Source organism: Enterococcus diestrammenae, from assembly GCF_049384045.1.
Taxonomy (GTDB): Bacteria; Bacillota; Bacilli; order Lactobacillales; family Enterococcaceae; genus Enterococcus_C; species Enterococcus_C diestrammenae.
Genome location: NZ_JBMRGR010000010.1, coordinates 30099 through 42089 on the forward strand (window position 1 = coordinate 30099; position 11991 = coordinate 42089).

Annotated in this window: 9 protein-coding genes; 8 read left to right on the plus strand and 1 reads right to left on the minus strand. The window is 43.1% G+C overall.

Features of this window, described 5'->3' with window-relative positions:
- The first annotated feature begins 2 nt into the window (after window positions 1-2).
- From ACO03U_RS08295 to cls, 4 genes are all read left to right on the plus strand, one after another.
- Window positions 3-1061, plus strand: a complete 1059-nt coding sequence (locus ACO03U_RS08295; RefSeq protein ID WP_204686887.1) for a DUF7278 family profilin-like fold-containing protein — start codon at window positions 3-5, stop codon at window positions 1059-1061.
- A 724-nt stretch (window positions 1062-1785) separates the two neighbouring features.
- On the plus strand, window positions 1786-4425 hold the full coding sequence (alaS, locus tag ACO03U_RS08300; protein WP_204686888.1) for an alanine--tRNA ligase: 2640 nt from the start codon (window positions 1786-1788) through the stop codon (window positions 4423-4425).
- A gap of 586 nt (window positions 4426-5011) precedes the next feature.
- The gene (locus tag ACO03U_RS08305; protein WP_204686889.1) at window positions 5012-6166 is read left to right on the plus strand and encodes a cation diffusion facilitator family transporter; all 1155 of its coding nucleotides are present in this window, start codon (window positions 5012-5014) and stop codon (window positions 6164-6166) included.
- A gap of 44 nt (window positions 6167-6210) precedes the next feature.
- Complete coding sequence (gene cls / locus ACO03U_RS08310) at window positions 6211-7689, plus strand: cardiolipin synthase (RefSeq protein WP_204686890.1); 1479 nt, start codon at window positions 6211-6213, stop codon at window positions 7687-7689.
- Here the strand turns inward: cls and ACO03U_RS08315 are convergent.
- The gene (locus ACO03U_RS08315) at window positions 7669-8091 is read right to left on the minus strand and encodes a ribonuclease HI family protein (protein ID WP_204686891.1); all 423 of its coding nucleotides are present in this window, start codon (window positions 8089-8091) and stop codon (window positions 7669-7671) included. The genes cls and ACO03U_RS08315 overlap by 21 nt on opposite strands.
- A gap of 173 nt (window positions 8092-8264) precedes the next feature.
- On the opposite strand from ACO03U_RS08315, the gene ACO03U_RS08320 reads away from it, so the two are divergent.
- From ACO03U_RS08320 to ACO03U_RS08335, 4 genes are all read left to right on the plus strand, one after another.
- Window positions 8265-8687, plus strand: a complete 423-nt coding sequence (locus tag ACO03U_RS08320; RefSeq protein WP_204686892.1) for an EbsA family protein — start codon at window positions 8265-8267, stop codon at window positions 8685-8687.
- Between the two features lie 191 nt (window positions 8688-8878).
- Window positions 8879-10549 carry a formate--tetrahydrofolate ligase gene (locus tag ACO03U_RS08325; RefSeq protein ID WP_204686893.1) on the plus strand — a complete coding sequence of 557 codons (1671 nt, stop codon included), beginning with the start codon at window positions 8879-8881 and terminating at the stop codon, window positions 10547-10549.
- Between the two features lie 275 nt (window positions 10550-10824).
- Entirely contained in the window at window positions 10825-11220 is a 396-nt protein-coding gene (locus tag ACO03U_RS08330) for a hypothetical protein (protein WP_204686894.1), read from the plus strand.
- Between the two features lie 22 nt (window positions 11221-11242).
- Complete coding sequence (locus tag ACO03U_RS08335; protein WP_161869247.1) at window positions 11243-11950, plus strand: CBS domain-containing protein; 708 nt, start codon at window positions 11243-11245, stop codon at window positions 11948-11950.
- The last annotated feature ends 41 nt before the right edge of the window (window positions 11951-11991 follow it).

Consider the following 11991-nt stretch of genomic DNA (forward strand, 5'->3'; position numbering starts at 1 on the left):
GCATGAACACTATGGACATGATGGAATGGAGTAACTGGAAAAATTTGACTGAAACCACGAAACGGCAAGTGTTGGCAAAGGTTTTGATGTATTTTGTCAGCCCGTTGAAGCTGGTCACCAATATTCAAGCACGAGAATTTGATATGGGAGGAGTGAAGTGCGCCACCTTTGAGTTAGAAATTGATGGGGATCCCTTTATTTTTATCCCAGGGAACAATGAAGCCATTTTAGGTTGGGATCTCGGAGTGCAAGGTTTGGCGACAAATACTTGGAGTCAACCCTTCCCACAAGAACAATCGCTAAAAACGCAACAATTAATTAAAGAATACGGCTTAGTCACTAGCCAACAGTGGGACCACTATATCAATTTGCACACGACCCCTTTGCGAAAAGTCGCAATTCCGCCGATGCTAGTGGAAAAATACCCTATGCCTGTTGGAAGTCGTTACATCGGCTCACTAGATACCATAACTGGTGAGTTTACTGGTCAAGTGGAACGTTTTCAACCAATTGAAGAGGAAGTGCGTCACTTATTTGCACCGCCGAAAACTTTTGAAGAAAGTCTTAGTCAAAACTTGCCAGATCAAATGGTAATCGGGGAAAATTTTTATATTGAGTTATCCCAAGAGATGGACTGTTACTATGTGTTTCAGACATTTACCGATAATCAAAGAGATTTGCAAAAAGCCCTCAGAAAAAACGGCTTTACTTTGCTGACAGAAGATCAGTGGGAGTATGCAGTTGGTGCAGGTACGCGGCGTTTATTTCGATGGGGCAATGAGTTGGACCATGATCATTCCTATTGGGGACGGCAAGTTCGACGTTACTTACGTGATGAAAATATGTTTGGCGTGTTGGTGGATGATCGTTTGCATCGTTATGAAATAACTGCCGAAAGTTTTCTTAAACTCGATATCACCGAACCCACGGGAATGACATTATTGGATTTTTTACCGATGGCTAGTTATTATCGAGCACCTCGCCTGATTGAAGACAATGACGTGTTACCTATTACCGATTTTTGTTACCGTCGCGCTGTTGTTGTTGATTTAGACAAGTAGTTTGCCTGTGAGGGGAGAGGGGCTGTATTGTCTCTCATCAAATCTCTCTTCACATCCGGGTTACAATGGTGTTACGCGTGTTCCCACAAAGGTTGTCGCTGATTTTACTTGTCGCTATCTATCAGGAGAGATTCGCCCTTCCGATGAAAATGCTGAGACGGAGTGGGTGAGCCTTGCGGAAGCGCGGCAGTTGATTGATCAGGAGCCCTACAAATCGCGTTTTGCTTGTTACCTGGCCTACCAGGAGCGACCATTTTATCTAGCCTACCAAACATATCCGTACTTTTCCTTAGTGGCAAAAAACCAGATTTAAAGTAAAAAAAGTTCGTTACCTCCCTCTAACAAAGTGTTCCCTTGCATGCTCAGAAGCACCCCCTTTTGTGAATGTTTGTCACTCGTTGTTAGAGGGGATGCTTGAGGGGTTAAGGAGGTTTGGCATTGACAAAAAGGCTGGCATCTTCTATACTTTACAAGAATCGCAAAGGACATGACTAACGTAATGATCTCTACAGAAAGTTCTCGGTGTTGAGAAGAGAACGGGATGAGGCGGCTAGTTGCTCCCTTTGTGGCAGCTTCGATGGAAACGTCGACGTCGACTCCGCGTTAACGAGTTTGAGAGGTAATGTCAGACAGCATTGCAACCAAGGTGGTACCGCGTGGAAACGTCCTTGGCTTGTGAGGGTGTCTTTTTTTTGCCGTAAAATTTAGAAAAGAGGGATTTGTGATGAAACAATTGTCCAGTGCGCAAGTACGCCAAATGTTCTTGGACTTCTTTAAAACCAAAAATCATACCGTTGAACCTAGTGCATCTTTAGTACCTGTGAATGATCCAACCTTACTTTGGATCAACTCCGGAGTTGCTACCTTGAAAAAATACTTTGATGGTTCAGTTGTACCGGAAAATCCACGGATTACCAATGCACAAAAATCGATTCGTACCAACGATATCGAAAATGTTGGGAAAACGGCTCGCCACCATACGATGTTTGAAATGTTAGGTAACTTTTCAATCGGGGATTACTTTAAAACTGAAGCAATTCACTGGGCGTGGGAATTTTTGACAGGGCCAGAATGGATGGCTTTTGATCCAGAAAAGCTGTATGTAACTGTTTATCCAAAAGATACCGAAGCCAAGCGTATCTGGGCTGAAGAAGTCGGCTTACCCAAAGATCATATTGTCGAGGTGGAAGACAACTTCTGGGATATCGGTGCTGGCCCCTGTGGACCGGATTCCGAAATCTTTTACGATCGTGGAGAAGAGTTTAATAACTTGCCTGCCGGCGATCCTGAAGATTATCCTGGAGGGGAAAACGAACGCTATTTGGAGATTTGGAACTTGGTATTCTCTGAGTTCAATCACCAACCAGACGGTAGCTATGAACCTCTGCCACATAAAAATATTGATACCGGCATGGGCTTAGAACGGATGGTTTCCATCGTTCAAAATGCACCAACCAACTTTGAAACAGATTTGTTTATGCCAATCATTGAAAAAGTGGCAGAACTGAGTGGCAAATTCCACTATGGTCAAAGCGTGCAAACAGATATTTCTTTCAAAGTAATTGCAGACCATATTCGCGCATTGTCTTTTGCCATTGGCGATGGCGCATTGCCATCAAATGAAGGCCGGGGCTATGTCTTGCGTCGTTTGTTGCGTCGGGCGGTGATGCACGGCAAAAAACTCGGGATTGATACGGCTTTCTTGTATCAATTAGTACCAGTTGTGGGTCACATTATGGAAAGTTATTACCCTGAGGTTCTTAAGCAACAAGATTTTATTGAAAAAGTCGTTCGCAATGAAGAAGAACGCTTCCATGAAACAATCAATGAAGGCTTGGAAATTTTAAACCAAGTTATCGAAAAAGTGAAAGCTGAACAGGGAGATACCTTGTCTGGTGCAGATATTTTTAAACTTTACGATACCTATGGCTTCCCAGTTGAATTGACCGAAGAAGTCGCTGAAGATGAAGGCTTAAAAGTCGATCATGCTGGTTTTGAACAAGAAATGGCAGCCCAACGTGAACGGGCTCGGGCTGCTCGTAGTACTGAAATGTCCATGGGTGTTCAATCCGCTTTATTGACAGACATCAAAGTAGCAAGCCAATTTATTGGGTACCATGCTGAGGCAGCTGAAAGCGAATTGCTAGTTATCATACAAGATGATAAGCTGGTTAGCAGTATTGCAACCGGCCAAGCGCAATTGATTTTTGCCCAAACACCATTTTATGCGGAAATGGGTGGTCAAGTAGCTGACACTGGTGTCATTTGTGACGAAGCGGGTGCCGTGGTAGCCGTGGTGGATGATGTTCAGAAAGCTCCAAATGGGCAATTTCTCCACAAGGTGACCCTTAAAGCTGCGGTCAGTGAAGGGGAACATTACTTCTTGCAAGTGGATGGTGCCCGCCGTAACCGCATCATCAAAAACCATACGGCGACCCACTTATTGCATAAAGCTTTGAAAGAAGTGTTAGGCAGTCATGCCAACCAAGCAGGCTCTTTAGTGGCTCCTGGTCATTTGCGTTTTGACTTTAGCCATTTTGGTCAAGTAACTGCCGCCGAATTGAAAGAAATGGAAGCTATTGTCAATCAAAAAATTTGGGAAGCAATTCCTGTGGTTACCATTGAAACGGACATTGATACCGCCAAAGAAATGGGGGCTATGGCTTTATTTGGTGAAAAATACGGTCATGATGTTCGGGTGGTTAATGTCGGCGATTGGTCCATCGAACTCTGTGGTGGGATCCATGTGAAAAATACCGAAGACATTGGTATTTTCAAAATCGTCGCTGAATCAGGAATTGGCGCTGGTGTCCGTCGTATCGAAGCAGTCACTAGTAAAGAAGCCTATCAACTTTTCCATGAAGAAGAGAATCAGTTAAAGGCGATTGCCCAAATTGTCAAATCACCACAAGTGAAAGAAGTCGTGGCGAAAACCGAACAACTGCAACAACAATTACGAGACTTGCAAAAAGAAAACGAAGCCTTGGCCTCAAAACTGGCTAACCAACAGGCCGGCGATATCTTCGGCAATGTGCAAGAAGCCAATGCTATTTCCTATGTTGCAGCTGAAGTTCAAGTCAAGGATATGAACCAATTGCGGCAATTGGCTGACCAATGGAAGCAAAAAGCAGTTTCCGATGTGTTGGTCTTAGCTACATCGAATGACGGTAAAGTGAATTTGTTAGCTGCTATGAGTCCTGAAGCTATCGCTAAAGGCCTTAAAGCAGGAGACTTAATCAAAGCTATTGCACCAAAAGTTGGTGGCGGCGGTGGCGGTCGTCCTGATATGGCTCAAGCTGGTGGGAAAAATCCAGCTGGAATCAAGGATGCGTTAGCTGAAGTTGCTAATTGGCTGGCTAAATAATCTGAGTACTTGGTCGACCAACCAATAAACAGGCCTTACAAACGCATTTTGTGACAGCCGAACGAGATTAGCAAGACATTTATAGGTAACTTAAAACCGAACAAGTTAGCTTGCGGATAGTGTCTAATATTAGACACTACTCCTCGGGGCTAACTTGCTCGGTTTTTAAATGCGAAGCGCCAGCTCTTGTTTGCTACTGATAGGCTCATTGACTTGTCAGAACAATCAGTTGAAGGCAGTGGATGGGATACAGGGCTAAAAGAAATCTTCTCTTAGGGTACAGCAATATCGAATACTTTTAAGCGGGTAAAGCAAAAAACTTAGGTCAGCTCCTGCTCTTGGCCTCGTCTGTGGGTATTTTTGGAGAAGAATGCAAACCTTTTTTAGGGAATGTATTTTTTAGTGGAAACACTCGAATGGGTAATTTTTGGAAGTGATGGCCGCGATAGACGGGGTGAATAAAATTATCAGTGAGCCGCTAGTCTCTTTCTTGTCTGACAACTGGCTTTCGCGTTACAATGGGTAAAGATGTTTTTTCTACTAGGAGGTTTTTTCTTAGTAGCTTTAGTTAAGGGAGCGGTTTTTTATGTTAAAATATTTCATTCAAAAGTTTGCTACTAATGGGGCGTTGGAGCAGCAACGCACGGGTATCGGACGCTTGGCAGGGGCGCTGGGTTTTCTTTCCAATGCTCTTTTGTTTCTCGGTAAATTTACTATCGGGGTTGCAGCTGGCTCGGTCTCGATCATGGCGGATGCTATTAATTCATTAACAGATACTGTCAGCTCGATCTTGACATTAGTTGGTTTTCAAATTGCCAGCAAACCAGCAGACAACGAACACCCTTATGGTCACGAACGCTTTGAATATATTTCCGGCTTTGTCATCAGTTTGGTGATCACCTTTGTGGGTGGCCAGTTTTTGTTATCTTCCTTTAAAAAGATTTTAGCTCCCCAACATGTCAGATTAAGTATTTTTGTGTACATTATCTTAATTGTGTCAATTCTCATCAAAATTTGGCAAAGTCGCATGTATTACACTTTAGGAAAAAAAATCCAGTCAACTACCTTAAAAGCAAGTGGCCAAGATGCGCTAAACGACGTCTTGATGACGACGGCGGTATTAATTTCTGCGATTATTGAAGGGTTGACTAACTGGCGAGTCGATGGAGTAATTGGCTTTTTGATTGCCTGTTATATCCTCTATAGTGGGATCAGTATGGTCCGAGCCTTTATTAATGAGTTGATGGGGAGTCGGCCAACGCAAGAGGAGTTGAGTGCCATGGAAACACGGTTAAATGCATATCCGGAAATTTATGGATATCATGATTTATTGGTTCATAACTACGGACCGCAAAAAACCTTTGCTTCCGTCCATATCGAAGTGGATGATCGCTGGTCATTAAATCAAGCCCATGAGGTGATCAATAAAATTGAAAAAGACTTTTCCAAGTCCTTGGCTGTCCAACTGGTTTGTCATTTGGATCCCGTCGCCTTACGAGATGACGTTTATCAAGAAAAGCGAGCCATCGTGACTAGTATTGTGGCCGGTGTTGCAGAGGGCTTGACGATGCATGATTTTCGTGTGAATGCTCCGGAACAGATGAGTTTTGATGTGGTGGTGCCAAAAGAATGCCCACTGACAGACGAAGAGTTGACCCAAACCATTCATTTTAAGATTCAACAACGATTGGGGCATCAAAAAATTGAAATCACCTTCGATCATACCTATCTTTTACAATAGGACGATCAAATTTAGCTTATTCGCAGACAAGGAGGGCTTCAACAATGACGGCAATCAAAATGGATTTAAGTGTGATCAATAGTGTCATAATCATGATTATTTTGATCAATACCATCGGAGCGATTGTTACGGTTTTTAGACGACCGCGCTCCATTACAAGTATTTTGGCTTGGCTGATGACCTTGACCTTCTTTCCGATTATCGGCTTTATTGTCTATCTCTTCTGTGGGCGGGGAATCGATGGAGAGACCGTTTACAAGTTTGACAATGAAGACCGCAAAAAAATTGGAGAAATCAATGCTCGTATTCATCAGCACAATCTGAAGTATCATCGCAGTGTCAACACTTCTGGCTCAAAGCTTTTGGAACGCTATTTACGTAATGTTGAAGAATCTCCCTTGGCGAAAGGGAACGACATTCAGCTTTATTTAGATGGAAAAGAAAAATTTAGCGCTTTATTTGAAGACATTCGCAATGCTACGGACAATATTCATGTGGAATACTATGCCTTTTTCCCAGATAAAATCGGGACAGCCTTCCGGGATTTATTGGTAGAAAAAGCCCAAGCAGGGGTCGAAATACGCGTCATTTATGATCCTTGGGGGGCAAAAGGGTCAACAGCGAGTTTCTTTGCTCCTATCCAAGAGGCTGGGGGACGAGTGACGCCCTTTATTACTTCACGGGATTTGATTCGCAAAACACGTCTAAACTACCATTTGCATCGAAAAATTGTCGTAGTGGATGGACAAATTGGTTGGACCGGGGGCTTCAATGTGGGGGATCAATATTTAGGTGAGTACGAACGTTTTGGCTATTGGCGAGATACCCATGCTCGCATTGTGGGGACAGCGGTTTTTAGTCTACAAGAGATTTTCATCAAGGACTGGAATGCATCAGTAAAAAATAAAAAGCAACAGTTGCAATATGCTGATAACTACTTCGTGGAGCCAACCGGATATGTAGGAAATGTTGCCATGCAAATCGTGTCCGATGGTCCTGAAAACAACGTGGATATTTTAAAAAGTGCCTATGTCAAAATGCTTTTAGCAGCGGAAGAAAAAGTTTGGATTCAAACCCCTTATTTGATTCCTGATGACACCGTAATTAATGCGATTTTGATCGCCAAACAATCTGGAGTAGATGTGCGCATCATGGTGCCTTCCATGCCGGATCATCCCTTTATCTATCGGGCGACCCAGTATTATTGCAATTTATTACAAAAAAACGGTGTCAAAATTTACCAGTACCAAAAAGATGGAAAAGGATTTCTCCATGCCAAAACCATCTTGATGGATGATACCATCTGCTCAGTGGGTTCTACCAATCAAGATATTCGTAGTTATTCCTTGAACTTTGAAGTCAGTGCCTTTATTTACGATCAAGAAACGACACTGGAAATGCAACAAATTTTCTTGAAGGACATGGAAGACTGTTTCGAACTTACTGATGAAATGATTGCTAGTCAAAGTCGCTGGCTTCGCTTCAAACAAAATTTCTCCCGGTTACTTTCGCCGATTTTGTAGTTTCAGAGCCTTGGCTAAGCCTTGGCGGGCGAGGTGATCGGCGCCTTTGTTTTGACTTTCCGGAAGCCATTGTAAAATTAATAGCTGAAAATGAGGCAGTAAGTCTTGAATTGCGGTAAGCCAAGGGAGAAATAGGGGATTTTTGGTAGTGTTGTGATCCACGGTACTCACCAAAACTTTACTGTCCGAGTAGACCAGTACCGTTTCAGCCGTTTGCTGTTTTTCAATCAGCAAATGTAACAGGTGCAAGAAGACAGCAAATTCAGCTTCATGATTGGTGAGCTGGCCTTTTAGTGAAAAGTGGTACTGCTCTTGTGGCGAGTCGGTGGATACCAAAAGAATTCCCCCACCGGAGGGACCGGGGTTTCCTTTAGTAGAAGCATCAATGAAGGCTTTAATCATATAAAAAGTTTCCTTTCTGATAAGGTCTATGTTAGAATTTTGGAGGAAACCTTGGTAGGTGTGTCCAAAGCACTAGTAAAAAATGGCAGTAAAATTCTTCGTTAGAAAAAGTGTAACAGGTGCAGCACTGGTCGTCAAAAGCTGGTGTCGCTTTTGGGTAGAAGGGATTGAACATGAACACGAAACGTTATCATTGGCAACCGGAACTGGCAATTTCGATTATTTACTGGTCGCTGACATTGATGGTCTTATTTTACAGCTTAACCTTATCTTTGGAAAACACCCGACCCTATTGGAAGAGCAATCTCGTGTTAGCGGCGTTTGCCCTCTTGATTGTGATTGGTTGTCGGCGAACGATGTTTTTTGGGGAAGATCGACTACTGGTGCGCTATGCTCGTTTTTGGAAATGGGATGCCTATTATTTGGAAGATATGAAGGAAATCACCCTCAATCCCAACGGACTCTCATTTGTCTATGAAGGGGTTGCCCATACGTTTATTTTTCGCAAAAAAACGCTCATTGCACTAAAAGAAGCCTTGTATGAACGTTTTCCGGAAGACGCGATAAAAATTGTCGATCAAATTGAAATTCGTTAACCGGTACAAGGGTATCGGTTTTTTTCTTTGAAAGTTTTCAGCAAAAAGATACGAACAATCCACTGAAATATGAAAAAAACTATTAAAAAGCCATAGTGTTTTTAAAAATCCTTCGCTATAATGAGGATAACTTAACAAAAATACAAAAAAACATTTTAATGTTCGGAAAAATTAAAAAAGGGGTTAGGGGAATGACCACAGATATTGAGATTGCACAACAAGCTAAGATTCGACCCATCCTTGAAATTGCTGAAAAAGTTGGGCTGACAGAAGCAGACCTGGAGCTTTATGGCAAGTACAAAGCCAAAATTGATATGACTAAAATTCATGAATTGGCGGCGCAACCAGATGGAAAACTGATTTTAGTAACTTCTATCAATCCGACACCAGCCGGCGAAGGCAAATCCACGATTACGATTGGTTTAGCGGATGCCTTGAATCGAATTGGGAAAAAAACGGTGATTGCTTTGCGAGAACCGTCTTTAGGACCAGTGATGGGGATCAAAGGGGGCGCTACCGGTGGGGGCTACGCACAAGTGTTACCGATGGAAGATATCAACTTACATTTTACTGGCGACATGCATGCCATCACCACTGCGAACAATGCGCTAGCCGCATTACTAGATAACCATCTGCACCAAGGAAATGAACTAAACATTGATCCGCGCCGGATTATTTGGAAACGGGTAGTAGATTTAAATGATCGGGCATTGCGGCATGTCATTGTGGGCTTAGGCGGGCCAATCCAAGGGGTGCCTCGAGAAGACGGCTTTGACATTACGGTGGCAAGTGAAATTATGGCCATTTTATGCCTAGCAACCGATATTGACAATTTGAAAGAACGGCTGGGGAAGATTGTCGTCGGATATACTTATCAAAAAGAGCCAGTCACGGTGGCTGATCTCCAAATTGAGGGTGCCTTGGCCCTGTTGTTAAAAGATGCCATTAAACCAAACTTGGTGCAAACGATTGAAGGCACGCCGGCTTTTGTTCACGGCGGTCCTTTTGCCAACATCGCTCACGGTTGTAACTCGATCATGGCTTCAAAACTCGCCTTAAAACTAGGGGATTATGCAGTGACAGAGGCTGGCTTTGGAGCAGATCTGGGTGGGGAGAAATTCTTGGATATCAAAGTTCCTCATTTAAAGAAAGCCCCAGATGCAGTGGTGGTTGTCGCTACGATTCGTGCTTTGAAGATGCATGGTGGTGTGAAAAAAGACCAATTAGGGTTAGAGAACGTTTCTGCTGTAACAGCCGGTTTTGCCAACCTCAAACGCCATGTTGAAAATATGCAAGCCTATGGTCTCCCTGTAGTAGTGGCTATCAACGAATTTGTGACAGACACGGAAGCCGAATTTCAGCAATTGGAAACTCTTTGCCACCAACTAGGGGTAACTGTCAAACGCGCAGCCGTCTGGGCAAATGGGGGTGCCGGGGGGCTTGACTTAGCTGAAGCAGTGGTGGCAACTTGTGAAACCAAAGAAGCCAACTACCAACGCCTCTACCAAGATGAAGCTACGATTGCAGCCAAAGTGACCACTATCGTTCAAAAAATTTACGGTGGGAAAACAGTGGTTTTCGAGAAAAAAGCTCTGAATCAAATGAAAACTTTTGCAAACTTAGGCTGGGATCGTTTGCCGATTTGCATGGCCAAAACCCAGTACTCCTTCTCGGATGATCCAACCGCAGTCGGAGCACCAGTTGATTTTACAGTCTCGATTCGTGAATTTGTTCCCAAATTAGGAGCAGGCTTTTTAGTGGCCTTGACTGGTGATGTCATGACGATGCCTGGCTTACCGAAAAAACCAGCAGCCTTAAAAATGGATGTGGATGCGCAAGGAAATGCCCTAGGTTTGTTTTAAAAGAGCAGAATAGATACTTGGTGACGCTAGTTTCTCTTCAGGACCGTCATCAAGTATCTTTTTGCTTTTACGAAAAGATTTGCTTTCAGGTCAAAGAATAAAGGGCGGGTGTTTGAGCTTCTATACCAGAGGAGCCCACTCACAACAAATTGCCTGTTTTACCTTGAGATATGTTATCATAAAACCAGCAAAGAACTTGTTTTTTAGTGGCATTTGACAGATAATAGACCGCGACCTAAAAATTGCGGATCAAGCAGAAGAGAGGGGACAGTGACGTGAACCTCCAGTTGACACGTAAAACTGGCTTTTATGGGATGGGCAGCCCGTTTGTGCTGTTGGTGAATGGCAAAAAGTATGGGGCTATCCGTCAAGGCCAGACCAAGACAATTCAGTTAGCTGATACTGAAGTTCAAGGAGTAATTATTGTCAAATTTTCCATCTTACAAAGTACACCTTACTATTATGATGTCAAAAAAATAGCTGATCAAGAGTTAGAAGTTGTTTTTAATCCGAGTTTTGTCTTACTTTATATCGGGTTATTTTTATTGTTTGTCGTCGCTGCGGCCGGTCTAGTTTTTCTAGTCATCGGATTGATCGCCTATTTCGTCTTTTTAGTAATGATGAGTCGGCGGGCTTTAGTGATTCGGCCGATTTCAAAAGAAGTTTATTAGCAACAGAGGGGAAGGGATTGTTATGGCAGAGAGAGCCGAACAGTTTTTAGCAAGTTTTAATCGGATCGAAAAGTGGATGCAAGATGAATTAGGCAATCCTCACAACATGGGATTTAGCGAACTGGTTCGTCGGTTGGATAAACAACATAACCCAGAAATCAGCAATGCTGCGGATGATCTTTTGCAGATGGCTCGTCTGCGAAATGCGATTGTGCATGATCAAGTGGATGAAGATTTTGTTATCGCTGAACCCAATGAATGGACCGTTAAGCGAATAACTGAGATCGAACAGCATCTGACTAAGCCAGAACATGTTTTGCCAAAGTTTGCTAAGCGAGTTACCGGCTTTGAAGATACATTGCCTATTACCGAAATCTTGGAAACAATTGCCAAAAAGGGCTACTCACAATTTCCGTTATATCATCAGGGTCAGTTTAAAGGATTGATTACTTTGCGGGCGTTAGGCTATTGGTTTGCCAGAGAAAGCCTCAAAGGAGATATACACCTTGAGGGTCGGATTGCTGCCGATTTGATTTTAAAGGATGGCAAATCCACCAATTATCGCTTTGTCAGTGGGGAAGCCTTAATTATCGAGGTGAAGCAATTTTTTGAAAACGACCCTTTGTTAGAAGCTGTTTTGATTACTAAAAATGGGGATCCCAATGGCAATTTAGTAGGTATCATTCGACCACGGGACTTGTTTCATAAAAAAGAACGGAACGGACAGTAACTAAACCAGTACGTCTTCAAGAGGCTTTTCCAAGAATAACT

What these genes read in the sequence shown, in the direction of transcription:
- ACO03U_RS08295 (WP_204686887.1), top strand. Translation starts at nt 3, where the DNA reads ATGAACACTATGGACATGATGGAATGGAGTAACTGGAAAAATTTGACT.
- alaS (WP_204686888.1), top strand. Translation starts at nt 1,786, where the DNA reads ATGAAACAATTGTCCAGTGCGCAAGTACGCCAAATGTTCTTGGACTTC.
- ACO03U_RS08305 (WP_204686889.1), top strand. Translation starts at nt 5,012, where the DNA reads ATGTTAAAATATTTCATTCAAAAGTTTGCTACTAATGGGGCGTTGGAG.
- cls (WP_204686890.1), top strand. Translation starts at nt 6,211, where the DNA reads ATGACGGCAATCAAAATGGATTTAAGTGTGATCAATAGTGTCATAATC.
- ACO03U_RS08315 (WP_204686891.1), bottom strand. Translation starts at nt 8,091, where the DNA reads ATGATTAAAGCCTTCATTGATGCTTCTACTAAAGGAAACCCCGGTCCC.
- ACO03U_RS08320 (WP_204686892.1), top strand. Translation starts at nt 8,265, where the DNA reads ATGAACACGAAACGTTATCATTGGCAACCGGAACTGGCAATTTCGATT.
- ACO03U_RS08325 (WP_204686893.1), top strand. Translation starts at nt 8,879, where the DNA reads ATGACCACAGATATTGAGATTGCACAACAAGCTAAGATTCGACCCATC.
- ACO03U_RS08335 (WP_161869247.1), top strand. Translation starts at nt 11,243, where the DNA reads ATGGCAGAGAGAGCCGAACAGTTTTTAGCAAGTTTTAATCGGATCGAA.